Origin of the sequence: Arthrobacter sp. NPDC058192, assembly GCF_042883665.1 — a bacterium.
In the GTDB taxonomy this organism is placed as follows: Bacteria; Actinomycetota; Actinomycetes; order Actinomycetales; family Micrococcaceae; genus Arthrobacter.
The window spans coordinates 1-25157 of record NZ_JBHVVJ010000027.1 but is presented as its reverse complement, the minus strand read 5'-3'; the positions used below and the strand labels follow the sequence as shown (position 1 = coordinate 25157).

General features: G+C 66.8%; 24 protein-coding genes. 17 read left to right on the top strand and 7 right to left on the bottom strand.

The genetic code is table 11. The annotated features are described in order from the left end of the window. Together ACFVVK_RS19925 and ACFVVK_RS19920 are read right to left on the bottom strand one after the other, a co-directional pair. Positions 1-97: LacI family DNA-binding transcriptional regulator (locus ACFVVK_RS19925; RefSeq protein WP_390271060.1), on the bottom strand; the 97-nt coding region annotated here is incomplete at its 3' end. A 345-nt stretch (positions 98-442) separates the two neighbouring features. After that, a complete protein-coding gene (locus tag ACFVVK_RS19920; RefSeq protein WP_390271055.1) occupies positions 443-667 on the bottom strand; it encodes a hypothetical protein in 225 nt (74 codons plus the stop codon). 222 nt (positions 668-889) lie between these two features. On the opposite strand from ACFVVK_RS19920, the gene ACFVVK_RS19915 reads away from it, so the two are divergent. Beyond that, complete coding sequence (locus tag ACFVVK_RS19915; protein WP_390271053.1) at positions 890-1513, top strand: DUF1992 domain-containing protein; 624 nt, start codon at positions 890-892, stop codon at positions 1511-1513. A 103-nt stretch (positions 1514-1616) separates the two neighbouring features. Next, a complete protein-coding gene (locus tag ACFVVK_RS19910; RefSeq protein ID WP_390271050.1) occupies positions 1617-2405 on the top strand; it encodes a hypothetical protein in 789 nt (262 codons plus the stop codon). 88 nt (positions 2406-2493) lie between these two features. Here the strand turns inward: ACFVVK_RS19910 and ACFVVK_RS19905 are convergent, their stop codons facing one another. The 3 genes from ACFVVK_RS19905 to ACFVVK_RS19895 are packed head-to-tail and all read right to left on the bottom strand — an operon-like array spanning position 2494 to position 5910. Further along, positions 2494-3456, bottom strand: a complete 963-nt coding sequence (locus ACFVVK_RS19905; RefSeq protein ID WP_390271048.1) for an aldose 1-epimerase family protein — start codon at positions 3454-3456, stop codon at positions 2494-2496. Positions 3457-3458: 2 nt separating this feature from the next. Beyond that, positions 3459-4688 carry an ROK family protein gene (locus ACFVVK_RS19900; protein ID WP_390271045.1) on the bottom strand — a complete coding sequence of 410 codons (1230 nt, stop codon included), beginning with the start codon at positions 4686-4688 and terminating at the stop codon, positions 3459-3461. A 13-nt stretch (positions 4689-4701) separates the two neighbouring features. After that, positions 4702-5910 carry an FAD-binding protein gene (locus ACFVVK_RS19895; RefSeq protein WP_390271057.1) on the bottom strand — a complete coding sequence of 403 codons (1209 nt, stop codon included), beginning with the start codon at positions 5908-5910 and terminating at the stop codon, positions 4702-4704. Between the two features lie 328 nt (positions 5911-6238). Here ACFVVK_RS19895 and xylA point away from each other — a divergent pair, with 328 nt between their 5' ends. Together xylA and ACFVVK_RS19885 are read left to right on the top strand one after the other, a co-directional pair. Beyond that, complete coding sequence (gene xylA / locus ACFVVK_RS19890; RefSeq protein WP_390271042.1) at positions 6239-7429, top strand: xylose isomerase; 1191 nt, start codon at positions 6239-6241, stop codon at positions 7427-7429. Between the two features lie 19 nt (positions 7430-7448). Continuing rightward, positions 7449-8975, top strand: coding sequence for a xylulokinase (locus ACFVVK_RS19885; RefSeq protein WP_390271039.1), 1527 nt, complete (start codon positions 7449-7451; stop codon positions 8973-8975). 84 nt (positions 8976-9059) lie between these two features. On the opposite strand, the gene ACFVVK_RS19880 is transcribed toward ACFVVK_RS19885, so the two are convergent. Continuing rightward, complete coding sequence (locus ACFVVK_RS19880) at positions 9060-10127, bottom strand: LacI family DNA-binding transcriptional regulator (RefSeq protein ID WP_390271037.1); 1068 nt, start codon at positions 10125-10127, stop codon at positions 9060-9062. Positions 10128-10410: 283 nt separating this feature from the next. On the opposite strand from ACFVVK_RS19880, the gene ACFVVK_RS19875 reads away from it, so the two are divergent. The 7 genes from ACFVVK_RS19875 to ACFVVK_RS19845 are packed head-to-tail and all read left to right on the top strand — an operon-like array spanning position 10411 to position 17697. After that, complete coding sequence (locus ACFVVK_RS19875; RefSeq protein ID WP_390271034.1) at positions 10411-11730, top strand: extracellular solute-binding protein; 1320 nt, start codon at positions 10411-10413, stop codon at positions 11728-11730. 4 nt (positions 11731-11734) lie between these two features. Then, complete coding sequence (locus ACFVVK_RS19870) at positions 11735-12637, top strand: carbohydrate ABC transporter permease (RefSeq protein ID WP_390271031.1); 903 nt, start codon at positions 11735-11737, stop codon at positions 12635-12637. Next, on the top strand, positions 12637-13539 hold the full coding sequence (locus ACFVVK_RS19865) for a carbohydrate ABC transporter permease (RefSeq protein ID WP_390271028.1): 903 nt from the start codon (positions 12637-12639) through the stop codon (positions 13537-13539). The genes ACFVVK_RS19870 and ACFVVK_RS19865 overlap by 1 nt, the downstream gene beginning before the upstream one ends. Positions 13540-13584: 45 nt before the next feature. Beyond that, a complete protein-coding gene (locus ACFVVK_RS19860; RefSeq protein WP_390271025.1) occupies positions 13585-14808 on the top strand; it encodes a Gfo/Idh/MocA family protein in 1224 nt (407 codons plus the stop codon). 11 nt (positions 14809-14819) lie between these two features. After that, complete coding sequence (locus ACFVVK_RS19855) at positions 14820-15824, top strand: sugar phosphate isomerase/epimerase family protein (RefSeq protein ID WP_390271022.1); 1005 nt, start codon at positions 14820-14822, stop codon at positions 15822-15824. 47 nt (positions 15825-15871) lie between these two features. After that, complete coding sequence (locus ACFVVK_RS19850) at positions 15872-16573, top strand: ThuA domain-containing protein (RefSeq protein ID WP_390271019.1); 702 nt, start codon at positions 15872-15874, stop codon at positions 16571-16573. After that, the gene (locus tag ACFVVK_RS19845) at positions 16558-17697 is read left to right on the top strand and encodes a Gfo/Idh/MocA family protein (protein ID WP_390271016.1); all 1140 of its coding nucleotides are present in this window, start codon (positions 16558-16560) and stop codon (positions 17695-17697) included. The genes ACFVVK_RS19850 and ACFVVK_RS19845 overlap by 16 nt, the downstream gene beginning before the upstream one ends. 101 nt (positions 17698-17798) lie before the next feature. On the opposite strand, the gene ACFVVK_RS19840 is transcribed toward ACFVVK_RS19845, so the two are convergent. Then, positions 17799-18554, bottom strand: a complete 756-nt coding sequence (locus ACFVVK_RS19840; RefSeq protein WP_390271013.1) for a FadR/GntR family transcriptional regulator — start codon at positions 18552-18554, stop codon at positions 17799-17801. 215 nt (positions 18555-18769) lie between these two features. Here ACFVVK_RS19840 and ACFVVK_RS19835 point away from each other — a divergent pair, with 215 nt between their 5' ends. From ACFVVK_RS19835 to ACFVVK_RS19810, 6 genes are all read left to right on the top strand, one after another. Further along, the gene (locus ACFVVK_RS19835) at positions 18770-20134 is read left to right on the top strand and encodes an MFS transporter (protein ID WP_390271010.1); all 1365 of its coding nucleotides are present in this window, start codon (positions 18770-18772) and stop codon (positions 20132-20134) included. A 140-nt stretch (positions 20135-20274) separates the two neighbouring features. Continuing rightward, on the top strand, positions 20275-22005 hold the full coding sequence (locus ACFVVK_RS19830) for a dihydroxyacetone kinase family protein (protein ID WP_390271007.1): 1731 nt from the start codon (positions 20275-20277) through the stop codon (positions 22003-22005). Then, complete coding sequence (locus ACFVVK_RS19825) at positions 22002-22472, top strand: ribose-5-phosphate isomerase (protein WP_028270688.1); 471 nt, start codon at positions 22002-22004, stop codon at positions 22470-22472. Before ACFVVK_RS19830 ends, ACFVVK_RS19825 begins: the two co-directional genes overlap by 4 nt. Beyond that, a complete protein-coding gene (locus ACFVVK_RS19820) occupies positions 22456-23304 on the top strand; it encodes a triose-phosphate isomerase family protein (RefSeq protein ID WP_390271004.1) in 849 nt (282 codons plus the stop codon). Before ACFVVK_RS19825 ends, ACFVVK_RS19820 begins: the two co-directional genes overlap by 17 nt. Further along, positions 23301-24146 (top strand): sugar phosphate isomerase/epimerase family protein, encoded by an 846-nt coding sequence (locus tag ACFVVK_RS19815; protein WP_390271001.1) that lies wholly within the window; start codon positions 23301-23303, stop codon positions 24144-24146. Before ACFVVK_RS19820 ends, ACFVVK_RS19815 begins: the two co-directional genes overlap by 4 nt. A 1-nt stretch (position 24147) precedes the next feature. Continuing rightward, positions 24148-25008, top strand: coding sequence for a phosphogluconate dehydrogenase C-terminal domain-containing protein (locus tag ACFVVK_RS19810; RefSeq protein ID WP_390270998.1), 861 nt, complete (start codon positions 24148-24150; stop codon positions 25006-25008). The last annotated feature ends 149 nt before the right edge of the window (positions 25009-25157 follow it).

The following is a 25157-nucleotide window of genomic DNA, read 5'->3' as shown; positions in this document are numbered from 1 at the left end:
CGACGGGGCCGGAGTCCGGATTCAGGACCCGGGAGACCACAGAGACCGAGACTCCCGCAGCCGCCGCGACATCGCGAATGGTTGGGGCCTTCTTCACCGCTCCTCCTTGAGGGAAATCACTAGCGCTAGTGGTACACAGCGGCTCCGCGCAAACCGCCAGAAGCTGGCGGAAGACCTTTTCCGGAGTCGTTGACACAGCTTAGCACCGGGTGGTATTAAAGTGGAACCGGTTCCACTCGGGGTATTTGTCAGCTGCACCGCGACAAAATCAGCTGAAGGATCTTGGCTTCATTTCTGAGGTGGCAGCCGAGGCAGGCCTGACGTTGCCCGTGGCCGGCAGCCTGCTGACGGCGTTCCAGACGATGATCTCGGCGGGACTCGGGACTCGGGGACCTGGACCACACGGGCATCTACCTCAGTATCCGGGGCTGACCTCCGCGAGCTACTTGACTGCAACGCTTTCCGCGTCCTCGGGCTCGACGAAGTCGCACGAGCCCGGGTGACGCTTGGGCAGGGTGCACGTCCGGCCGGTGGGAAGGTGGACGTTGGCGCAACGGCCCGCCTTGGCCACATCCTCACGGACGTGCGTGCTGCTGATATCCGGTGGCGCTTCATGGCTGCCGTACGGCTGGGGGCTTCCGGTTGCACTGTGCTCTGGGTTGTTCACGGCTGCGACTCCTCGGAGGTCGGCTGTGCAGGGAATGGCCTGGTGAAAGCTCGTCTCGTCGCTCCAGTCTCGCATGGGCGGGTTAAGGCGAGGTAAAGACGATATTAGCGTCAGGTATCGGCCGTCTCACAAGGGCCGGAAGGGGACTTTCCTGGCGAAAAACCGTTGCTCATACTGGGAAGACAGAACCGGAATTCCGGCAGACGAGGACGGGGGAGTCAGATGAACAGCGGGGCAGGTGACGCCCGCAGCGCAGGCGGTTCCGGCAGCGCGTTCCAGCGCAGGGTGGAGCGCGCTGCGGAACTCCGTGCCGTGCGGGCCTCGGGCAGCACCACGCAGGAGAACGATGCGCTCAACGCGGCCGAGGATGAGCTGCGGCAAAAGCGCGCCAAGATCGACGACGCTGCCAAAGCCGAATACCTGATCCGAGACGCCATGGCACAAGGCAAGTTCGACAACCTCAAGTACGCCGGCAAGCCCATCCCGGGCCTGGGGGAGGCGTATGACCCGGACTGGTGGGTCAAGGGCCTGATCCAGCGGGAAAACATCTCCGGCCTCGGCCCGAAGGCGATCCTGCTCCGCACCGAGGACGCCGAACTCGACGCCCGGCTAGATAGCCAGTTCAGCGAAAAGCAGGTCCGTGAAATCGTGGAGGACTTCAACGCCCGGGTCATCGACGCCCGGCGGCAGCTTCAGGGCGGACCGCCCGTGACCACCAAGACGCGGGACGTCGACGTCGAACTGGGCCGCTGGCGGGGACGCCGGGCTGCCACGGTGGAGGCTGCCCCGCCGGAGCCGGAACCCCAGCGGCCCTGGTGGCGGCGGCTCTGGAGCGGCTCCACCTAGGGGTGGGGCTGGGTGCGCATGGCTTCGCGGGCTCCTTCGGCGTAGCCTGCGCGTAGGCGCGTTCCTCGCGTACCTGCACGTTTCCACGAAGCAGGGGATGTCCATGAAGAAGTCCGCAGCAGACAGCCAAGGCCCGCGGCAGGCGGCTGCCGCGGAACCGGGGCGCCGGCCGCCGGTCCGGTCGGGGTTGCGCCTCGCCGCCACCCTGGCGTTTGCCGGCTTCGTCGTTTCCGTGGTCGCCGGGCTGTTCCACGCCGATTCGGCCAGCGCGAACGACCACCCGGCGACGTTCCTTGAATATACCCGCAGCGGCATCTGGACGGCGGTCCATCTGGGCCAGTTCGCGGGCATGGCGCTGCTGATCGCCGGGCTGCTGGTCCTGCTGGCGGTCCTGAAAGCGCCGGACGGGGCCGGGGCTTGGGCGGCCCGCTTCGGCGCGGCCGCGGCGGTCGCCGCGCTGGCACTCTACGGCGCGCTCCAGGCCGTCGACGGCGTCGCCCTCAAGCACGCTGTGGACGCATGGGCCGCCGCCGCGGAACCGGCGAAGGCCGCCCGGTTTGCCACCGCCGAGGGTATCCGGTGGCTGGAATGGGGGATGCGCAGCTACCAGAGTCTCGTGCTGGGTGCGGCCCTGATACTGACCGGCGCCGTGGTTGTCGCGGCCCGACGGGTCTCGCGGGTGATCGGCTACCTCATGGCCCTGTCCGGCCTGGCGTATCTTGGCCAGGGCTGGATTGTCGGGGCTGAGGGCTTCTCCGCGGCGAACACGATTCCTACGCTGGCGGGGATTGTCCTCATTCTCGTGTGGTCCCTGTGGCTGCTGATCAGCGCTTGGTTCGGGAAAGACGCGCCGGAGCGCGGTGGCAGGACGCACAGCCAGGCTCTTAGTTAAGGAGCCGACGTCGGACCTCCCGTCCGCCCTGCCCATCTGGCTGGCAGCAGGGGTCGTTTTCGGCCCTCAGAACGGCCTTAACTGCGAGCTAGTTGGGTAGACGGTGGCGGACGCCCCAGCTGAGTTCCCACGTCTCGCCGGGGGCCAGCCAACGCAGCCCCTCGCCGCTGTTGAAGGCATCGGCGGGCGCCGTCATCGGTTCCAGCGCCACCGCTGTCACCGGCCCGTCATCTGTGGGGAAGATCGGTGTGGTGAAGGCCTGGACATAGCCGAAGGACGCGTCCATGAACAGCTGCACCTGGCTGCCGTCCGGGGCTTCCAAATAATGCAGCGAGCCCCCGTCCGGCTCCCGGCGGACATCGCCCCAGGCGTCATCGAGGAAGGCGGCGCCAACACGTTGCCCTGCCCGAAAGTCATGTCGGGTCCCTCGGACATCTGTAGTGGTACCCGTCGGGTTCAGCCGCTCGTCGACTTCGATATGCGTGTCCGCATTGATGAAGAGCGTCAGGTCTTCCGTCGGCACGTTGCCCAGGCGGAGGAAGGGATGGGCGCCGACGGCTACTGGAGCGGGTCGGTTACCCGTGTTCTTCAGGCTGTGGGTGACGAGAACCCCGTCCTCCGTCAGCTGGTAGCGGACGGCCGTCGCAAGTTCAAAGGGGTAGCCCCGTGCTGATGCGACGTCGGCCGCCAGCGTGATGCTGTCCGGCGTCCGGTCCGCGACGCTGTAGGAGGTGTGGGACAGCAGTCCATGCAGGGCGTTGCCGTTGGCAGGTTCCGTGATATCCAGCTGCTGCGGTTCGTCATCGTATGTCCATTTGCCGCCAGCCACCCTGTTGGGCCACGGCACCAGGACCCAGCCCGCGCACGACGGCGGTCCGGACTCGGCGGGATAGTCCTGCAGGAGGGCCACTCCGTTGATTTCGAGGGCGCGCAGGCTGGCGGCGGTTTCCGTCACCACGGCTCGCTGGCTGCGGCCTCCCAGCGTGGCCTGCAGTTCGTAGTGCTCGCCCATCGGTGACAGGTTCTGGTGCTTGGTGGTCTGGTGCTGCACGCTCAGCCTGCCTGCGACGCGGAAACGGGCACGGTGCGAGTGGTTGTGCCGAGGCCCGCGGGGTCGGCCAGGAATCGGGTGAAGGCCAGCTCCGCAGCCCCGATCATCATCAGGTCGGAACCGAGAGCTGCACGGTAAATCTTGACCTGGCCGGCGGGGCCGTCCATCGCTTGGGACAGGAGAGCTCCGTCCAGCGACGCTGGGGCGAGCGCATATAGCGTGCCCAGGAAACCGTCCAGGACGATTGCCTCGGGGTTGAAAATGTTCACGGCATTGCGCAGGGCGATGCCCAGATACAGAAGCTGGCGTGCAACTTCGTCCCCGACCTCAATACTGCTGCTGTTCGCCAGCGCTTTTTCGAGGTCGGCGGTGTCTGCCCGGCTCAGTCCAGCCAGTTCGAGGAGGCGGGACTGGGAGACTTCGGTTTCCAGGCAGCCGGTGGCGCCGCAGTGGCAGGTCTTGCCTCCGGATCGGACAAAGGTGTGACCCAGCTCCCCGGCGTAGCCGGAGGCACCCTTGAGCAGCTGCCCGTCGGAGATGATCCCGCCGCCGATGCCGCTGGCTCCGCCGTTGAGGTAAAGCAGGTTCCCCTGCCCGGCGCCGGCGCCGAAAAGCTGTTCCGCTTCGGCGCCGAGCGAGGCATCATTGGCAGCCTGGCATGAGTAGCCGGTGGCCTCGCTCAGCATCCGGGCAACCGGCTCGTTGCGCCAGCCCAGGTGCGGTGCGTGCCGTACGAGGCCGTCGTCGCGGTTGACCAGGCCGGGTACGGCCATGCCAATGCCGGTGACCCGGTAAGACGCATCCAGCTCGGAGCGCATCCCGGCGATAACAGCCGATGCGATATTCACCGCTTCCCGGGCGCTCGGAATCCTTTCAGTGTCGAAGCGGATTTTCTTTTGCACTTTCCCGCCGAGGCTGACCAAGCCGATGGTTACGGCGTCGATCTCCGGATTGACCGCCAAGGCCGCCACCGACGGGCTGGGGTGGACCTCAGGACTCGGTCTGCCGACCTGTCCCTCCCCGGCGGGGGCCGTTTCATAGACCAGACCCAAGGACACGAGCTGCCCGATCAACGTCCCGACGGTGGAACGGTTCAGGCCCGTGTGCCGGGTCAGCTGCGCGCGGCTGAGGACGCCGTGGTGGTGGACGAGGGAGGTCAGCAGCGAAAGATTGTTGCGGCGAGACGGATCCGGCTCGCTCGCCGCCGCGGAAGCATGAGTACGTGGGGGCATCATCGTGAGACTATCAGCGGCTGAACACGGTGCGGTCCAGGAAAGCGTTGCGGAATTTTCCGTCCGGATCCAGCCGGCCAGCCAGCGCAGTGAAGTCCGCGAAGCGGGGGTACAGCGGGGCGAGGTCGGCGGCGCCGGCGTGGAACAGTTTGCCCCAATGCGGCCTGGCGCCAAGCGGGGCAAGTTCCGCTTCCAGACGGGGCAGTATTGCCTTGACCGCCGGCTGATCCTGGCGCCAGGTGAAGTGCAGGCCGATGCCGGCGCGGCCGTAGTTAGGGCTGAGCCAGAGCTGGTCTGCCGCTATGGTGCGGACTTCGCCGATCAGGAGCAGGGGAGTGATGATGCCGGAGAGCCTCCGCAGCGTGCGGATGGCCTCCACGGCATGCTCCCGGGGGACCAGGTATTCGCTCTGCAGCTCATCGCCCTTGCTGGGCGTGAATTCCATCCGGAAGTGGGCAAGCCTGTCCGACCACGGCCCGGCCAGGCCGAGCTGCTGGGTGCAGTTGCTCCCGGACACTCCGGGAAGCGGGTGCCGGGCCCGAGTGGCGGGCAGGCCGGAGAAGAATTCCGGCAATCCGGCAGACACCGCCGGTTCGTCCGTGCGGTTCTTGAGCCAGGCCTGGCCGATCTTCTCCCCGCTCCAGTCGGTGAACAGGCTCACGCTATACGCCGAGGAGGTCACGTCGTCGAACTTCTCCAGGACCTGTTCCCAGTCAAGGCCTTCAAAGACACTCTGGGCAACGTGAAAGCTGGGCTCAATATCTAGGGTCAGGCGGCTGACGATGCCCAGGGCGCCCAGTCCCACCACCATGCCGTCAAAGTCGGGGTCGCCGCGGCGGGCGGTGACGACGGCGCCGTCAGCGGTGACCAGCTCAAGCGCCGCCACGGCCGTGGCGAGGTTGCCATTGCGGTCGCCGGAGCCATGCGTGGCAGTGGCGACAGCTCCCGCCACCGAAATGTGCGGCAGTGAGGCGAGGTTGTGGAGGGCGAAGCCGTGGCGCTGGAGCTCCGCTGCGAGGGTCCCGTAGCGCGTACCACCGCTGACGCTGACGGTCATGGCCTGCCGGTCAATGCTGATGGCGGCGTCGAGTCTGTCCAGCACGATCAGGGTCCCGGCGGTGTCTGCAATGTCGTTGAACGAATGGCGGGACCCCAGTGCGCGGATTTTGCGGGCGTCGGCCACCACGTCCTGCAACTCGGCGACGCTGGCCGGATGGGCCATCTTCGCTGCCCGGTAGCTGTAGTTCCCTGCCCAGTTGCGTTCCGTCACCAGCTGGTCAATCACGGTTGAATCCTTCACTCTGGCCTCTTTGACTCTACGGTTGCCGGTGTATTTGTCTGCGCGCCGCCTCATCGGCGGCGTTATTTGCTGTCATCCACAACATAACAGCAGCTCCCGCAAAACGCCACGGAATTCCACCGTAGCTGACGGAGACTTTGCCCCGGCCCTCTCCAGCATGTGGTTGACACCACAGAAATTCATAATATGTTTGTGTCTGGAACAATTCATTCTGAACCACCGGCCCACACAACTACCCTCGGAGAAGTCAATGGCGATTCAGCCCACCCGTGAAGACAAGTTTTCCTTCGGCCTCTGGACCGTGGGCTGGGAGGCCCAGGACCAGTTCGGCTCTGCCACCCGCCCGCCGCTGGACACGGTCGAGGCCGTCAACAGGCTCAGCGACCTCGGTGCCTACGGCATCACGTTCCACGACAACGACCTCTTTCCCTTCGGCTGCTCGGCCGCTGACCGCCAGCGGGAAATCGACCGGCTGACCGGCGCGCTGAAGTCCACCGGCATGGTTGTCCCGATGGTCACCACCAACCTCTTCAGCCACCCCGTGTTCAAGGACGGCGGCTTCACCAGCAACGACCGCGGCGTCCGGCGCTTCGCCCTCCGCAAGGTGCTGGACAACATTGACCTCGCCGCCGAACTCGGCGCCGAAACCTTCGTCATGTGGGGCGGCCGCGAAGGCAGCGAATACGACGCCGCCAAAGACATCCGCGGCGCCCTCGAACGATACCGCGAAGCCGTGAACCTGCTGGGCGACTACGTCACGGACAAGGGCTACAACATCCGGTTCGCGATCGAGCCCAAGCCCAACGAACCCCGCGGCGACATTCTCCTCCCCACCCTGGGCCACGCCCTGGCGTTCATCGAAACGCTGGAACGCCCCGAACTGGTGGGCATCAACCCCGAAACCGGGCACGAACAGATGGCCGGGCTGAACTTCACCCACGGGATCGCCCAGGCGCTCTACCAGGGCAAGCTATTCCACATCGACCTCAACGGCCAGCGCAGCATCAAGTTCGACCAGGACCTGGTGTTCGGCCACGGCGACCTGCAGAACGCGTTCTCCCTGGTGGACCTGCTCGAAAACGGCGGCCCCGACGGCGGCCCCGCCTACGACGGCCCGCGCCACTTCGACTACAAGCCCAGCCGCACCGAGGACATCGACGGCGTCTGGGACTCCGCCGCCGCCAACATGCAGACCTACCTGCTGCTCAAGGAACGCGCCAAGGCTTTCCGCGCCGACCCCGAGGTGCAGGCGGCACTGGAGGCGTCGCGGGTTTCGGAGATCAACGAACCCACGCTCAACCCGGGCGAAGGCTATGAGCAGCTCCGCGCCGACCGCTCCTCCTACGAGGACTTCGACGCCGACGCCTACTTCGGCGGCAAGGGCTTCGGCTTCGTAAAGCTGCAGCAGCTCTTCATCGAGCACCTGCTCGGCGCCCGCTGATACCGTGACGGCTGCTCCCATGACACTCGTTGCCGGCGTCGACTCCTCCACCCAAAGCTGCAAGGTGGTGGTCCTGGACGCGGACAGCGGCGCGCTGGTCCGCGAGGGCCGGGCCAGCCACCCGGACGGCACCGAAATCCACCCGGACCACTGGTGGCAGGCCCTGTCTGACGCGTTCGACGACGCCGGCGGGCTGGCGGACGTCAGTGCGCTTTCGGTGGGGGGCCAGCAGCACGGCATGGTGCTCCTGGACCGCGCCGGACACGTGGTGCGGCCCGCACTGCTGTGGAATGACACCCGCTCGGCGGGGGCAGCGGCCGCACTCACGAAGGAAGTGGGGGCGGAGGACTTCGTCCGGCGGACCGGGCTGGTCCCGGTGGCCTCCTTCACCATCACCAAGGTCCGCTGGGTCCGGGACAACGAGCCGGAACTGGCGGACCGGGTGGCGGCCGTGGCGCTGCCCCACGACTGGCTGACCTGGCGGCTCCGGGGCTACGGCCCCGCCGGCTCCAGCCCGCTGGGCCCGGACTTGGAACAGCTCACGACCGACCGCTCGGACGCCAGCGGAACAGGTTACTGGAGCCCCTCCGCCGGTGATTACGATCTTGACCTGTTCAAGCTGGCCTTCGGCCGGGACGCCAGGGAGGCCGCCGGGAACGGCGGGGCCGCGGACCCAGGAACCGCGGTTCTGCCCCGGGTTCTCGGCCCTGGTGACACCGCCGGGGAAGTGCATCCTGCGTGCTTTGGTTCCCCGGCCGAAGGGGCTGGCGCAGCGGAATCCGGAACGGCAGGAGCCGGGTCCCGGATCCTGCTCGGGGCCGGCGCCGGGGACAACGCGGCCGCTGCTCTGGGACTGGGGGCCGAACCGGGAGACGTGGTGGTGTCCCTGGGCACCAGCGGCACGGTGTTCTCGGTGGCATCCCGGGCCATTGCCGATTCCAGCGGCACAGTGGCAGGGTTCGCGGACGCGAGCGGCGAGTACCTGCCCATCGCCGTCACCCTGAATGCCGCGCGGGTGCTCAGCTCCGTGGCCGGCATCCTGGGGGTGGGTTTCGATGAGCTCTCACGGCTTGCGCTGGAGGCGGAGCCCGGCGCCGGGGGTGTAGTCCTCGTGCCGTATTTCGAAGGTGAGCGCACGCCCAACCTCCCCCACGCCAAAGCGAGCTTCCAGGGACTCAGCATTGCCTCCAGTACCCGGAGCAACTTTGCCCGGGCCGCCATCGAAGGCATGCTGTGCGGACTGTCCGCCGGCCTGGATGCCCTGCGCGCGCAAGGCGGTCCGGCAACACGCCTCCTCCTGATCGGCGGGGCCGTGCAGAACCCCGCGGTCCAGGCAATCGCGGCCCAGGTCTTCGACCTGCCGGTGGTGGTCCCCAGCCCGGGGGAGTACGTGGCCCGGGGCGCGGCGGTCCAGGCGGCTTGGGCGCTCGTCGGCGACCGCCCGGAGTGGGCCGTTGCAGTGGACGCCGCGCCGGCGCCGGACTTCCAGCCCCACATCAACGAGAACTACCTGAGGGCGTGCGGCCACATTGACCCCGGCCGCTGAGCCGTTGCCGGCCGTGCTCTGTCGCGCGGGGTCGGAAGGGGTCAGGCCGGGAGCTGCCGGGCCCGCAAGCAGCCGGTGCGGAGTCTATTGCCGCGTCTCCTTCGGCTCGGGAGTCCCCGTGGCTGGAGGAGCGGTTGAATCCCGGACGACAAGGTGGGTGGCGAGCTCCACCCGCTGTGAGTCGAGCTCCTCGCCGTTGGCTTGCCGGAGGACAGTTCGCAGGGCGGCACGGCCCATCTCCTGCAGCGGCTGCGCCACCGTGGTCAGCGCGGGTATGGACTGCTCGGCCTGGTACGTGCCGTCAAAGCCCACCAGGCTCAGGTCCTCGGGGATCCGCATCCCCTGCCTCCGCGCCTCGGCAAGGACTCCGAGACCGATGCTGTCGCTCCCCGCGAAAATTGCCGTCGGCGGCTCGGGGAGGGCCATGAGGACATTCAGTCCGCGAATGCCGTGTTCCGGGCGGAACTTGTCCAGCAGGGCATATTCGGGCCGCACCTCGACGCCTTCGGCCATAAGTGCGGCCATGTACCCGTGGAGGCGTGCCTGGTTGCACTCTGCCGATTCCGGTCCGCCCAAGTATGCGATCCGCCGGTGCCCGAGTTCGAGCAGGTGCTCCGTAGCCGCCTTGCCTCCGGCCCAGTTGGTGGCGCCCACGCTGACAACTTCCGACGGCGGCGGGTTGAGTGGGTCGATCACTACAAGAGGAATGTGCCGCCGGCGGAAGGCGTGCAACTGGGCCGTGCTGAAACCGGAAGTAACGACAATCAGGCCGACCCGACCTTCGTCCAAAATGCGCTGGGCCCGCCGCTCGGGACTCAGTGTCATGGCCGTTTGGTGCCCGGTCACGTCTAGCAGGACCTCGACGTCAGCCGAGGCCGCTTGCTCCAGTACTCCGTTGAGGACTTCGACGGAGTATGCGGAGTACAGCGAGTCGAACACGACCTCCACGATTGCAGGCCGGTTCTCAGCGTTCTTGCGCTGCTGGGGAGACTGGTAGCCCAAGTGTTCCAGTGCCGCCAGGACCCTGGCCCGCGTTCCCGCGGCAACATCCTCCCGCCCATTGATTACCTTCGAGACCGTGGGGGAGGAAACGCGCGCCTCGCGTGCGACGGCTGCCAGCGTTGGCCGGCCGGAACCCTGGGCTACTGACACAACGACTCCTATAGATTCGAAATATTTCGATACAACGAGTCTCAGGGGTGCCGCACTCGGCGTCAAGCATTTCCGCAATAAGAGCCATAACTTTTCGCCGCAAGCTCTTGACCGTGATGGAGGTCACCGATACTTTAGTTCACAAGTCGCAGACTTTTACGAAATTTTTCGAAACCGCTTCACCCGTCAATGCTGGCAGCGCAGCCTTCTTCAGGGAGGCCGGGCCGCCGAATCCCAAACCCGGGCCATCAACGAAGACCCCGGAGGACGAATGGAATCCCAGATGAGAAATCGTACGTTTCGCTCTGCCGCAGTGGCCGTCTCCGCCGCCGCAATTTCGATCAGCCTCGCCGCCTGCGGCTCCAGCGGCCCAGCAGGCACGGGCGCAAGTGCAGACTCGGCCAGCATGTGGGGGCTGACGGGCGGCAACCAGCCCGTTCTGCAGCAGTCCGTCACTGACTGGAACTCCGCCCACCCGGATTCGTCCATCAAGCTGGATTTCTTCGCGAATGATGCTTACAAGACCAAAGTGCGCACCGCCGTCGGTGCCGGCCAAGGTCCGACCTTCATCTACGGCTGGGGCGGCGGCGTGCTGAAATCCTACGTCGACGCCGGCCAGGTGGATGACCTGTCCTCGTTCCTGAAAGACAACCCTGCCGTCAAGGACCGCTACCTTCCGGCGGTCCTGAAGAACGGCGTCATCGACGGCAAGACCTACGCCTTGCCGAACAACAACGTGCAGCCTGTGGTGCTGTACTTCAACAAGGACGTCTTCGCCAAGGTGGGCGCCGAGGCTCCCAAGACCTGGGATGAGCTGATGGCCCTGGTGCCGAAGTTCAAGGCCGCAGGCATTGCTCCGTTCTCACTTGGCGGCCAGTCCAGATGGCCGGATCTCATGTGGCTGGAGTATCTCGTGGAACGCATCGGCGGCCCGGACGTGTTCGCCAACATCGCCGCCAACAAGCCGGATGCGTGGTCTGACCCGGCCGTCACCGAGGCGCTGACCAAAATCCAGCAGCTCGTGGACGCCGGCGGCTTTGTCAACGGATTCTCGTCCATCGCAGCCGACAGCAACGCCGACCAGGCCCTGATGTACACGGGTAAGGCCGCAATGATCCTCCAGGGCGGCTGGATCTACCAGAGCATGAAGAAGGACGCGGCCGACTTCGTCAAGAGCGGCAAGCTGGGCTACAGCACCTTCCCCGCGGTCTCCGGCGGCAAGGGAGACCCCGCCAACGTGGTGGGCAACCCCTCCAACTTCTGGTCCATCTCCTCGAAGGCCACCGAAGGCCAGAAGAAGGCCGCGCTCTCCTTCGTGAAGGACGGCATGTTTTCGGACAGCAACATCCAGGGGCTCATCGACTCTGGAGCGGTTCCCGTGGTCAAGGGCATCGAAAGCAAGCTCGCCGCGTCCCCGGACAAGGACTTCCTGACCTACGTCTATGGCATGGCCAAGAACGCTCCGAGCTTCACCCTTTCCTGGGACCAGGCTCTGAGCCCCGCCCAGGGTGACGCCATGCTAGCCAACCTCGACCAGATCTTCCTGAAGAAAATCACCCCCGAGCAGTTTGTCGCCACGATGAACGCGACGATCGGAAAGTAATCCAGTGTCTGTCACATCCGGTTCCTCCCGGCGGGCCCTTCAAACGGGCCCGTCGGGGTGGCTGGCCGCGCCAGCCCTTGCCTTCTTCCTGCTGTTCGCCATCATTCCGCTGTTCGGCGTCTTATTTCTCAGCTTCACCTCCTGGGACGGCCTGGGCGAGATCAAACTGGACGGGTTGTCCAGCTGGACCACCGTCCTGACGGATCCCATCACCGGCAACGCGCTGCTGGTGACGGCAAAGATCATGTTCTTCTCGTTCATCATCCAGGCCCCGATCAGCCTGCTCTTGGGTGTCTTCACGGCGGCGGGCCAGAAGTACCGCGCCGCCCTGGCCGTCCTCTACTTCGTGCCGCTGCTGCTGTCCTCGGCCGCCGTCGCCATCGCCTTCAAGGCCCTTCTGGACCCCAACTTCGGCATGGGCGCGGGCCTGGGCCTGCCGTTCCTGACCCAGGACTGGCTGGGTGATTCGGACCTGGTGTTGTTCGTTGTTGTCTTCGTCATCGCATGGCAGTTTGTCCCGTTCCACACCCTTATTTACCAAGGCGGCGTGCGCCAGATCCCCACATCGCTTTACGAGGCCGCACAAATCGACGGTGCCGGACGGATGCAGCAGTTCTTCAGCATCACGCTGCCTCAGCTGAAGTACACCATCATCACTTCCTCCACGCTCATGGTCGTCGGTTCATTGGCCTACTTTGACCTCGTCTTCGTTCTCACCGGCGGCGGTCCCGGCTACGCCACGCGGCTGCTTCCGCTGCACATGTACCTCACTGGGTTCAAAGCCAATGACATGGGCGCCGCCAGTGCCCTCGGCGTCATCCTTGTGGTGATCGGTCTAGCTCTCGCCCTGCTGCTACAGCGACTGGGCGGCAAGAACCGCAACGCAAGTCAATTGGAAGGTGCCTGATGGCTTCCCTTACCCAGCTCCCCGTTCCCCCCTCGGCGCCGGCCCGCCCGGCCCTCCGCCCCCGTCCCCGGACCAAGGGACCGGGGCGGTCCCGCCCCAATTTCCTTGGTGGACTCGGCGGCTGGCTCTGGCTGGCCATCATCATCGTCCCCGTCTATTACGTCGTGGTGACGAGCCTGAAGAACCAGGCCGGCTTCTTCACATCCAACCCGATGATGCCGCCCACCGAGCCCACCCTGGACAACTACAAGCTGGTCGTGGAGAACGACTTTGCCAGGTACTTTGCCAACAGCCTCATCGTCACGGTGGGCAGCGTGGTGCCGGCGCTCCTGGTTTCCTTCATGGCTGCGTACGCGATCGTCCGCGGCAAGAGCAAGTTTCTGAACTGGACAAACAGTTTGTTCCTGCTGGGCCTGGCCATCCCGCTGCACGCCACGATCATCCCCATCTACTGGATGATCACCCGGGCCCATATGTACGACACGCTCCTGGCACTGATCCTGCCCTCCATCGCCTTTGCCATCCCGATCTCCGTGCTGATCCTGTCCAACTTCATGCGGGACGTGCCCAACGAACTCTTCGAATCCATGCGGCTCGACGGCTGCTCCGACTGGGCCATGATGTGGCGCCTGGCGCTGCCCATGACCAAGCCCGCCGTGGTGACCGTAGGGATCTACAACGCGCTCGGAGTATGGAACGGATTCCTCTTCCCGCTGATCCTGACGCAGAGCCCGGCCACCCGGGTACTGCCATTGTCGCTGTGGACATTCCAGGGCGAGTTCAGTGTCAACATTCCGGCCGTGCTGGCCGCCGTCGTGCTCGCCACGCTGCCACTGCTGGTGGTCTACGTCGTCGCACGGCGCCAACTGCTCAGCGGCCTCACCGCCGGCTTCAGCAAGTAGCGCACGCTGGCCTCCTGCCCTGCCCATTTTCGAAAGGATTTACCGATGACTGACCCGACGAGCCTGCGTGTGGGCATGGTGGGCTATGCCTTCATGGGGGCCGCCCATTCCCACGCCTGGCGGACTGCCCCGCGGTTCTTTGACCTGCCGCTACAGCCGATATTGACCGCGGTCGCAGGCCGGAACCAGCAGAGTGTGCGCGATGCCGCGCAGAAGATGGGCTGGGAATCCGCGGAGACAGATTGGCGAGCACTAATTGAGCGGGACGACATCGACTTGATCGACATCTGCACCCCGGGCAACACCCATGCCGAGATCGCGATCGCCGCGCTCGAGGCAGGCAAGCATGTCCTGTGCGAGAAGCCGCTGGCCAACTCCGTCGAGGAAGCAGAACGGATGGCGGCGGCCGCCGACGCCGCGGCGCCCCGGGGCGTGTACTCGATGTGCGGCTTCAGCTACCGGCGCACCCCGGCCCTTGCCCTGGCCAAGCGGATGGTTGAGGCCGGCCGCCTGGGCCAGATCCGGCACGTGCGGGCCCAGTACCTGCAGGACTGGCTCTCCGATGCCGATGCGCCCCTGACCTGGCGGCTGGACAAGTCCAAGTCCGGTTCCGGCTCGCTCGGCGACATCGGGGCACACAGTATCGACGCCGCCCAGTGGATCACGGGACGGAACATCACCGGCGTCTCCGCCCTGCTGGAGACCTTCGTCAAGGAACGCCCCGTGGCCGGGGACTTCGTGGGCCTCGGCGGGACCGGGGCCACCGGCGAAGACGCCGAGCGCGGGCCCGTGACCGTGGACGACGCCGCCATCTTCAGCGCCCGCTTTGAAAGCGGCGGTTCAGGGGACGGATCTTCCGACGGCGGCCCTTCCGAGGCAGGGCCGGTCGGGGTGTTCGAAGCAACCCGGTTCGCCCTCGGCCGGAAGAACGCCATGCGCATCGAACTCAACGGCACCAGAGGCTCTCTGGCCTTCGACTTCGAGGACATGAACGCCCTGTCCGTCTACGACGCCGCCGACGGCCCCGACGCCGGCTTCCGCAAGATACTCGTCACGGAGCCCGGACACCCCTACACGGGAAACTGGTGGCCCACCGGACACGGCCTGGGCTACGAGCACCTCTTCACCCACCAGGTGGTGGACCTCGTCACCGCGATCGCTGCAAACCGGCCGCCGACGCCGTCGTTCGCCGACGCCCTGCAGGTCCAGAAGGTCCTCGCCGCCGTCGAAACCAGTGCCGAGGCCGACAGCCGCTGGCAGAAAGTCTGAGAGGACACACCATGACCCGACCCATTACCCTCTTTACCGGCCAGTGGGCCGACCTGCCCTTCGAAGAGGTGGCGCGGCTCGCCGGCGAGTGGGGCTTCGACGGCCTGGAGATCGCGTGCTGGGGCGATCATCTGGACCCGCAGCGGGCCGTCGAGGACGATGCCTATCTCCAAAGCCGGCTGGACATCCTGGAGAAGCACAACCTCAAAGTCCACGCGATTGCCAACCACCTGGCCGGTCAGGCCGTCTGCGACGACCCGATCGATGAGCGACACGAAGGCATCCTGTCCCCCGAGGTGTGGGGCGACGGCGACGCCGAAGGAGTCCGCACCCGCGCCGCCGAAGCGATGAAGACCACGGCGCGAGCAGCCGCCAGACTGGGGGTGGACACCGTCACCGGTTTCACCGGATCCTCGATCTGGAAATGCGTCGCCATGTTCCCGCCGGCAACGGAGGCCATGATCGAACGCGGGTACCAGGACTTCGCGGACCGCTGGAACCCGATCCTCGACGTTTTTGACCAGGAAGGCGTCCGTTTCGCGCTGGAGGTCCACCCGTCCGAAATCGCCTACGACTACTGGACCGCCCAGCGCACCCTCGAGGCGATCGGCCACCGCAAGAACTTCGGCCTGAACTTCGACCCGTCGCACTTCATCTGGCAGGACCTGGATCCTGTCATGTTCCTTCAGGACTTCGCCGACAAGATTTTCCACGTCCACGTGAAGGAATCGGTCCGGCAGTTCAACGGCCGCAACGGCCGGCTCGGCTCCCACCTGCCCTGGGCCGACCCGCGCCGCGGATGGGACTTCGTCACGGCCGGCCATGGGGACGTCAACTGGGAACCGATCTTCCGGACCCTCAACGCCATCGGGTACCGGGGACCCACCAGCATCGAATGGGAAGACGCCGGCATGGACCGTCTGGTCGGCGCGCCCCAGGCACTCACGCTGGTAAAGGAACTCGCCGCCATCATGCCACCCGCGGCCGCCTTTGACGCGGCCTTCGCCTCGCGCTGAACCCCCGCTGAGCCTTTCCCCAAAGACACGACGAACCTGAGGACCCAATGACAAACAACCTAAAGACCGCCCTCGTGGTGCGCGGCGGCTGGGACGGGCACCAGCCCGTTGAAGCCACGGAAGAATTCCTTCCGTACCTGAAAGCCCACGGCTACGAGGTCCGGGTAGAGGAATCGCCCAAGATCTATGCCGACGCCGACTACATGGCGGGCGTGGACCTGATCGTGCAGTGCGTGACGATGTCCAGCATCGAGAAGGATGAGTTCGAGGGGCTCCGGACCGCCGTCGAAAACGGCACCGGCCTCGCCGGCTGGCACGGCGGCATTGCCGATTCCTACCGCAACACCTCGGACTACCTGCACCTGATCGGCGGCCAGTTCGCCTGTCACCCGGGCAAGCACCCGGACGAGCGCACAGGCGGACAGCCCGACAACTACGTCCCGTACACGGTCAACATGCTCCCGGCCGCCGCTGAGCATCCGATCACGGCCGGGCTTGGCGACTTCGATCTCGTCACCGAACAGTACTGGGTTCTTGCCGACGACTACATCGATGTGCTGGCCACCACCACCCAGAAAGTCCGTGAATGGGACCCCTGGCACCGGGAAGTCACCTCACCGGCCATCTGGACCCGGAGCTGGGGCAAGGGCCGGATCTTCGTCTGCACGCCGGGGCACCGGGTCGAAATTCTTCAGGACAGCAACGTCCGCACCATCATCGAAAGGGGCATGCTGTGGGCAAGCCGTTAGACACAGACCGGCCAACAAACGTTGGAATCATTGGCTGCGGAGCGATCATCGCCCAGTACCTGGCGAGCTTCCGCCTGCTTCAGGGCAGCGACCTCATCAACCTTGTCGCCGTCGCGGATCTGGACCCCGCCCGGGCGCAGGCGGTAGCGGATTCGTACGACGGCGTCCGCGCCGTCACGGTGGACGAACTGCTGGCCGCCGACGACGTCGATCTGGTCCTGAACCTGACCATCCCCGCGGCACACGCCGAGGTCGCCCTGCAGGCGATTGCTGCCGGCAAGGCCGTCTACGGGGAGAAGCCCCTCGCGGCCACGACGGCGGAGGCCCGGCAGGTGCTGGACGCCGCGGGCGCGGCCGGCGTCGCCGTTGGCTGTGCACCCGACACCGTGCTCGGCACCGGAATCCAGACCGCCCGGAAGGCGATCGACGACGGGCTGATCGGCACGCCCATCTCCGCGACCGCCACCATGGTCACCCCCGGCCACGAGCGCTGGCACCCTAACCCGGACTTCTACTACCAGCCCGGCGGCGGCCCGCTGCTGGACATGGGGCCCTACTACGTCTCAGCCTTGGTCACCCTGCTGGGGCCTGTGGTCTCCGTGATCGGCGCTGCCAGCCACACCCGTGACCAGCGGACCATCGGCTCGGGCGCGCGCAAGGGCCAGACCGTCCCGGTGGCGACCGATACGCACGTCACCGGCGTCCTGGTCCACGCCTCGGGGGCCTTGTCCACGCTGGTAATGAGCTTCGACGCAGTGAAGACGAAGAGCCCCAACATCGAAATCCACGGCGAACACGGGTCCCTGGTGGTCCCGGATCCCAACCACTTCGACGGCGACGTGCAAGTCTTCGCCTTGGGCGCGGACGACTGGGAGACGCTTCCGGTCTCCGCCGGCTACGTTGGCTCGGGGCGCGGCTTCGGCATCGCCGACCTCGTCCGGACTCCTGCCGGCCAAGAGCCCAGGGCTGGAGGCGCCTTGGCATTCCACGCACTGGAAGTGATGGAGTCCGTTCTCGAATCGGCGCACACCGGCGCGCCGGTCCGCATCGGCAGCACCGTGGAGCGTCCCGCGCCGGTGGAGCTCGCCGATATCGCCGCGCCCGCCGTGACGGTCACCGCGTAGCGTTCAGTTCGACAGTTCTTAACCAGCGACGACGGCGGGATCTCCCGCCGTCGTCGCTGGTTAAGGCACACGCCGGGTGGGGGCGCGGGCGGCAGTCGGGTTCAGCCTGCGGCGGCCTGGTCGGCGTCGAACCCGGCCAAAAGGCGCCGGGACGCCGTGTCCATGTGGGAGCGCATGGCGGCCGTCACGGCGGACTCATCCCGGGATTCCAGGCCGCGGAAGATCTCGCGGTGCTCGGCCAGGGCCGACGCCGCGTGCCCTTCATCCGTCAGGGCCCGGTCAACCCAGATGCGCAGCAGCGAACGGATGCTCTGCAGCAGTTCCTGCAGGACCTGGTTGCCGGAGGCGGCGGCGATTTCGCGGTGGAAGGCGGCGTCGGCCTCCACGAACACCGCGAGGTCGCCGAGGTTGTGATCCATGGTGTCCAGATTGGCGCGCATCCGGTCCAGGGCGTCGTCGGTGATGCGCTGGGCCGCCAGCTGGCAGGCCTGGACCTCGAGGCCGCCGCGCAGTTCCACGAGTTCCCGCGTGCGGGGGGCGCCCAGCATGAGGCCCCAGCTCAGCGTCCGCGGAAGGAGCTCGGAAATGCCGTCGCGCAGGTAGGTCCCGGAGCCAGGCCGGACAATGACGATCCCCAGAATCTCCAGCGCCGCGAGGGCTTCACGGACCGCGGAGCGTCCGACCCCCAGCGAGGCGGCGAGCTGGCGCTCGGCCGGGAGGCGCGTTCCGACGGCGATTTCCCCGCTCGTGAAGTAGCCCAGCAGGCGCTCGGCGACCTCGGACACGACCGATCCTTGCTCCATGGAACCGAGCGCGGCACTGATTTTGGCCGTGGAAGCGGCGGAATTAACGGACACACTCAAAGCGTAACAACCCGGACCGGGCGGCCCGTCCAAAACAGCACCCCTCGGCGAAAAGATGTCAACCGGTTGACCAATTTGGCCTGAACGCCGTATGGTGTTTATCACACGCTTAGTACCGGCACGCCAGCTTTCTCCGAACTAGGCACAGGGACACGTCCCGCGGCATCCAACGCAGGAAGCCGCCGGGAGAACAACATCTAGGAGTCAATGTGGACACCACACAATCGGTGGTCGAAAGATCTGCAATCAAGAAGGTGTCAGCCCGGCTGGTGCCGTTTGTCGCGCTGATGTTCTTCATCAACTATCTGGACCGCACGGCCATCGCCTTCGCCGGCCCCAACGGCATGAATGAGGACCTCGGCCTCTCCGCCGCCCAGTTCGGTTTCGCCTCCGGCGTGTTCTTCATCGGCTACATCCTGCTGGAAATCCCCAGCAACCTGGCCCTGCACAAGTTCGGCGCCCGCCGGTGGCTGGCCCGCATCATGGTCAGCTGGGGCCTCGTCTCCCTGCTGTTCACTTGGGTCAGCAGCGTCGAGGGGCTCTACATCCTGCGTTTCGCCCTGGGTGTGGCCGAAGCCGGGTTCTTCCCCGGTGCCATCCTCTTCCTCAGCCTCTGGGTCCCGTCCCGCCACCGCGCAAAGATCCTGGCCCTGTTCTACTTGGCCCAGCCGCTGACTACCGTGATCGGTGCACCGCTGGCCGCCCTCCTCATCCAGCAGCATGGCCTCTTCGGCCTTGACGGCTGGCGCGTCATGTACCTCGGCGTCTCCATCCCGGCCATCATCGTCGGCATCGTGGCCTGGTTCTACCTCGCCGATTCCCCGGCCAAGGCCAAGTGGCTCAACCCGGACGAGAAGACCTGGCTGACCGGCGCGCTGGAGAAGGAAAAGAAGGAAACCGCGGCGGCCAACAAGCACGTCAGTGTCCGCAAAGTCTTCGGCAACGGCCGGGTCTGGACGCTGTCCTTCATCTACTTCGGCTTCATTTACGGCCTCTACGCGCTCGGCTTCTTCCTGCCCACCATCATCTCCGGCTTCGAAGGCCTCTACGGCGCCAAGTTCGACACCTTCCAGAAGGGCCTGATCACCGCCATCCCGTACATCCCGGCGGCGTTTGCCCTGTACTTCTGGTCCAAGGACGCCACCAAGCGCGGCGTGAAGACCTGGCACATCGCCCTCCCCGCCCTGATCGGCGGCCTGAGCATCCCGCTGGCCCTCTTCGCCGGCTCGCCGGCCGCGACCATCGCGATCATCACCGTGACGGCCTCGGCCATCTTTGCCGCCCTGCCCAACTTCTGGACGGTTCCCACCCAGTTCCTCACCGGAGCCGCAGCCGCAGCCGGCATCGCCCTGATCAACACCCTGGGCAACCTTGCCGGCTTCAGCGCCGGCTACGTCACCGGCTGGCTCAAGGACTGGACCGGCAGCTACGTCGTCCCCATGGCCGTCGTCGGCGGCTTCATGCTGCTCTCCGCACTCCTCATGGTGCTCCTCAGCCGCTCCGGCAAGGTCAGCGAAGGCGTCCCGGCTGAGGCCCTGGACCCGGCCGGAGCCGGGCACCACGCCGAGCCGTAACAGACCCGGGGGCGTCCCCCTCACCCGGGGACGTCCCCGTACCAACCCGCCGGCCATCCGCCGCAGATATCCGCCGCCACCGGTTTGCGTTCCAAGAACACTTCCCCCAGCTAGCCTCTATATTTTCCGGGAGACACCGCATGACCCGCCTGTTCAACGAACCTTCAGCCTTTGCTGACGAAATGATCGAGGGCTTTGTTGCCTCCCACGGCCGCTGGGTGCGCCGGGTTGCCGGCGGCGTGGCCCGCAGCACCCGCAGCACCCCGGACACGGTGGCGCTGGTGATTGGCGGCGGCTCCGGGCATTACCCGGCGTTCGCCGGCCTGGTGGGCCAGGGGCTGGCGCACGGCGCGGCGATGGGCAACCTGTTCGCGTCTCCGTCGGCGCAGCAGGTCTACAACGTGGCGAAAACCGCCAGCAACGGCGCGGGTGTGCTGCTGGGCTACGGCAATTACGCCGGGGATGTCCTGCACTTCACCCAGGCCCAGGAAAAGCTTCGCGCCGAGGGCATCGACTGCCGCAGCATCGCCGTCACGGACGACATCTCTTCCGCCCCGCTGGCCGAGCGGCACAAGCGGCGCGGGATCGCCGGGGACCTGACGGTGTTCAAGGTCGCTGCCGCGGCGGCCGAGGCCGGCTACCCGATGGACGCCGTGATGGAAATTGCCGGGCGCGCGAACGACCGGACCCGTTCCTTTGGGGTGGCATTCAGCGGCTGCACCCTGCCCGGCGCCGAGAACCCGCTGTTTACCGTCCCGGAGGGCCGGATGGCCGTCGGGATGGGCATCCACGGCGAACCCGGCATCAACGAAACCGACATCCCGACGGCGGACGAGCTCGCCGAACTGCTGGTCAAGGACCTCCTGGCGGAGGTCCCCGACGGTCTGGAGGCCCGGGGCGCCCGGGTGGTCCCGATCCTCAACGGCCTGGGCAGTGTGAAGTACGAGGAACTGTTCGTGGTCTACCGCCGGGTGGCGCAACTGCTCGCGGAGGCCGGGATCGAGGCCGTGGACCCGCAGGTCGGCGAGATGGTCACCAGCTTCGACATGGCGGGCACGTCGCTGACGCTGTTCTGGCTGGATGACGAACTCGAGCGGCTGTGGTCCGCTCCGGCGGACGCCCCGGCGTTCCGCCGCGGTGCGGTGACGGCGCAGGCACTCGACGCGTCCGAGCTGGTCGAGGCCCTCACGGAGACGGCAGCGATTCCCGATGCGACGGAAGAATCCCGCGCCGGCGCCGTGCGGGTCCTGGCCGCCTTGGACGCGGCGAAGTCCGTGGTGGACGCGAACGTGGCCGAGCTGGGCCGGATCGACGCGATCGCCGGCGACGGTGACCACGGCATCGGCATGGAACGCGGCATCCACGCCGCGGCAGTGGCCGCGGCCGACGCCGTCGACCGCGGTGCCGGCGCCGGCACCACCCTGCACCTGGCCGCGGACGCCTGGGCCGACAAGGCCGGCGGCACCTCCGGAGCGCTGTGGGGCATGGCGCTGCGGGCCGTCGGGGACGCCGTCGGCGACACCAGCGCCCCCGACGCCGCCGCCGTCGCCGCCGGTGTGGTCGAGGCGAAGCGCGCGATCATGGACTTCGGCAAGGCCAAGGTGGGCGACAAGACCCTGGTGGACGTCCTGGCACCGTTCAGCGACGCCCTCACCGCCGCGGTTCACGGCGGAGGCTCCCTCCGGCAGGCCTGGGGCGCCGCTGCCGCCATCGCCGAGCAGTCCGCGGAAGCCACCGCGAACCTGCTGCCCCTGATGGGACGGGCCCGCCCGCACGCCGAGAAGAGCCTCGGCACACCCGACGCCGGCGCCGTCTCCATGGCACTGATCATCCGAGCAATTCACAACACCCTCACTAAGGAGAACGCATGAGCGCCAAACTGCGCCTGGTTATCGGAGCCGACGACGCCGGATTCGAGTACAAGGAAGCCCTCAAGGCTGACCTGGAGGCTTCCGAACTGGTCGAATCCGTCACCGACGTCGGAGTGGATGCCACCAGCCACACTCCGTACCCGTCCGTGGCCATCGCCGCCGCTGAGCTGATCGCGGCCGGCAAGGCCGACCGGGCCCTGCTGGTCTGCGGCACCGGCCTGGGCGTGGCCATCGCGGCCAACAAGGTCCCCGGAGTCCGCGCCGTCACCGCCCACGACTCCTTCTCCGTGGAACGCTCCGTCCTGTCCAACAACGCCCAGGTCCTCACCTTCGGCCAGCGCGTCGTCGGACTCGAACTCGCCCGCCGGCTCGCCCGCGAATGGCTCACCTACACCTTCGACGAAACCTCCGCCTCGGCCGAGAAAGTCACGCTGATTAAGGACTACGAGGGTGTCACTTCCTGCTAGCCCGCACGCCGGCGCCGCCGCCGGCCCCGTCGGCACAACCCAGCCCAGGGCCATCATCGGCGTCAGCCTGAAAATGTACTTCGGCTACCAGCGGACGCTGGACTACTGCCGCGACGTCGCCGCCGTCGCACTGGCCCACCCTGCCGTGCAGAGCGGAGACATCGAACTGTTTGTCCTGCCCTCACTGCCGGCGCTGCCCGAGGCGGCCCGGACCCTCGGCCTCGTGGGGGCCGGGACCGGTGCGCAGGACATCTTCTGGGAAGACGATGGCGCCTACACCGGCGAGGTGTCCGGCCGGACCGTCGCCGAACTCGGCGGACGCTACACCGAGGTGGGCCACGCGGAGCGGCGCCGGATCTTCGGCGAGGACGACAGAATCATCGGCCTCAAGACGGCCGCCGCGTACCGCAACGGGCTCACCCCGGTGCTGTGCGTGGGGGAGCTGCAGCCGGGTTCCGTGGAGGAAGCCATCCGGCAGTGCGCCGCGGACATCGATGCAGCCCTCAACCGGGCGCGGTCCCTGGGACCGGCATCCCGCACGATTGTGGCCTACGAGCCGCAATGGGCCATCGGGGCACCGGAACCTGCCACGCCGGAGTACATCAGCGCCGTCAGCGCCGGACTGGACGCCCACCTGCGCTCCCTGCCCGGCCAGGAAGACAGCCGGGTCATCTACGGCGGAAGCGCCGGCCCGGGCCTGATCGGCAGGCTTGACGACGCCGTCGCGGGGCTTTTCCTGGGCCGCTTCGCCCACGATCCCAAGGCGCTCAAGATCATCCTGGATGAGACCGCCGAACGGCTGGGGCTCATGGCCGGAACGGTGGCAGCATGAGCACCGCCGGCCAGGGATCTGGAAACCGTTCAAGGATCGGATCTGGTTCAAGAATTGGATTGAGCAGCTACGCCTTCTTCTGGCAGCTCTCGGAGAAGGTCGCGGAGGCGCTCAGCCTCCACGAGGCGCTGCAGCGCACCGCCGACCTCGGCGTCGACCTGTTCCAGATCTGCGACTACGCCCCGCTCGAATCCATGAGCGAGGCCGAGCTCAAAGACATTAAGGCCACCGCGGACTCGCTGGGCATCGCGCTGGAACTGGGCACCAAGGGCATCCGCCCGGAACACCTCCGGAAGTTCCTGGGCATTGCCGGCATCCTCGGCGCGCCGCTGCTGCGGACCATGTTCAACGTTCCGGGCCACACACCGTCCGCGGAGGAGGCCGTGGCGATCTTCACCGAGGTCCTGCCCGAGTTCGAGGCCGCCGGGGTGAGGATCGCCGTGGAGACCTATGAACAGGTCCCCACTTCCCGGATCCTGGAGGTCATCCGCAGGGTGAACAGCCCCTTCCTGGGCGTCTGCTCCGATCCAGCCAACACCGTGGCGGCGCTGGAGTCCCCGCGCGAGGTGATTGACGCGGTCGCGCCCTATGTCCTCAACATGCACATCAAAGACTTTGCGTTCAGCCGCAAGGAGGGGTGGGTCGGGTTTACATACTCCGGCGCTCCCCTCGGCGAAGGCCTTCTGGACTATGACTACATGGCCGGAAAGCTTCAGCCCAAAGAGAGAAACATCAACCAAATTGTCGAGCACTGGCTGCCGTGGCAGGACTCCGAAGAAGAGACCATCCGCCGCGAAAACCAGTGGACCCAGCAGAGCCTCGATTTCCTAAGGAGCAAGTGAAATGTCAGCAGAACAATTGACCGTCGCCGTCATCGGGGCCGGAGGCAAAATGGGGCTGCGTGTTTCAGCCAACCTCCAGAAGAGCGCCCACACCGTCTTCTACAGCGAGAACTCGCCGGCAGGCCAGGAGCGCGTCCGCGCCGAAGGCCGCGAAATCAGCAGCACCGAGGACGCCATCAAGGACGCCGATGTCGTGATCCTCGCCGTCCCGGACACCGTCCTGGGCGTCGTGTCCCACGGCGTGGTTCCGCAGATGAAGTCCGGCGCCATCCTGCTCACCCTCGACCCGGCCGCCGCCTACGCCGGCCTGCTGGCCAAGCGCGACGACGTCGTCCAGGCCGTGGCCCACCCCTGCCACCCGTCCGTCTTCCTGGAGCGCACCACCAAGGAAGAATGGGCCGACACCTTCGGCGGTGCGGGCGCCCCGCAGAACGTCGTCGCCGCGATCGACGAGGACGCCACCGACGCTGCCCGCGCGGCGGCCGAGGCGACCATCAAGGTCATCTACGCCCCCGTGATCGACGTCCACTGGGTCACCGTGAAGCAGCTCGCCATCCTCGAACCCACCCTCGTGGAGACTGTGGCCTGCATGATCGGCACCCTCCTCAAGGAAGCCCTGCACGAGACCGTGCACACCGCGGGTGTCCCCGAGGAAGCCGCCAAGGCCATGCTGTTCGGACACGTCCAGATCGCCCTCACCAACGCCCTGCGCGGTTCCAACCCGTTCTCCGAGGCCTGCGAAATCGCCATCCAGTACGGCAAGGACACCATCATCAAGGACGACTGGAAGAAAATCTTCGACGATTCCGAGCTCGACTACGTGATCGCCAAGATGCTTAAGCTCGACGCCGTCGCGCGCTAAGTCACCGACGCACCACCCCGGCGGGGGGGGCGGGCGAGCGACAGCCCCCCCCCCCCCCCCGGGGCCCCCCCCCCCCCCCCCCCACCCCCCCCCCGGGGAAGGCGGAACCCAACAAAAAAAACAAAAGACCACCCGGCCCCCCCCCCGCC

Excerpts from the sequence above, each read along its gene's own strand:
- ACFVVK_RS19915 (WP_390271053.1), top strand. The coding sequence starts at position 890 with ATGAACAGCGGGGCAGGTGACGCCCGCAGCGCAGGCGGTTCCGGCAGC.
- ACFVVK_RS19910 (WP_390271050.1), top strand. The coding sequence starts at position 1,617 with ATGAAGAAGTCCGCAGCAGACAGCCAAGGCCCGCGGCAGGCGGCTGCC.
- ACFVVK_RS19900 (WP_390271045.1), bottom strand. The coding sequence starts at position 4,688 with ATGCCCCCACGTACTCATGCTTCCGCGGCGGCGAGCGAGCCGGATCCG.
- ACFVVK_RS19895 (WP_390271057.1), bottom strand. The coding sequence starts at position 5,910 with ATGGCCCATCCGGCCAGCGTCGCCGAGTTGCAGGACGTGGTGGCCGAC.
- xylA (WP_390271042.1), top strand. The coding sequence starts at position 6,239 with ATGGCGATTCAGCCCACCCGTGAAGACAAGTTTTCCTTCGGCCTCTGG.
- ACFVVK_RS19885 (WP_390271039.1), top strand. The coding sequence starts at position 7,449 with ATGACACTCGTTGCCGGCGTCGACTCCTCCACCCAAAGCTGCAAGGTG.
- ACFVVK_RS19875 (WP_390271034.1), top strand. The coding sequence starts at position 10,411 with ATGAGAAATCGTACGTTTCGCTCTGCCGCAGTGGCCGTCTCCGCCGCC.
- ACFVVK_RS19865 (WP_390271028.1), top strand. The coding sequence starts at position 12,637 with ATGGCTTCCCTTACCCAGCTCCCCGTTCCCCCCTCGGCGCCGGCCCGC.
- ACFVVK_RS19860 (WP_390271025.1), top strand. The coding sequence starts at position 13,585 with ATGACTGACCCGACGAGCCTGCGTGTGGGCATGGTGGGCTATGCCTTC.
- ACFVVK_RS19855 (WP_390271022.1), top strand. The coding sequence starts at position 14,820 with ATGACCCGACCCATTACCCTCTTTACCGGCCAGTGGGCCGACCTGCCC.
- ACFVVK_RS19850 (WP_390271019.1), top strand. The coding sequence starts at position 15,872 with ATGACAAACAACCTAAAGACCGCCCTCGTGGTGCGCGGCGGCTGGGAC.
- ACFVVK_RS19830 (WP_390271007.1), top strand. The coding sequence starts at position 20,275 with ATGACCCGCCTGTTCAACGAACCTTCAGCCTTTGCTGACGAAATGATC.
- ACFVVK_RS19825 (WP_028270688.1), top strand. The coding sequence starts at position 22,002 with ATGAGCGCCAAACTGCGCCTGGTTATCGGAGCCGACGACGCCGGATTC.
- ACFVVK_RS19815 (WP_390271001.1), top strand. The coding sequence starts at position 23,301 with ATGAGCACCGCCGGCCAGGGATCTGGAAACCGTTCAAGGATCGGATCT.
- ACFVVK_RS19810 (WP_390270998.1), top strand. The coding sequence starts at position 24,148 with ATGTCAGCAGAACAATTGACCGTCGCCGTCATCGGGGCCGGAGGCAAA.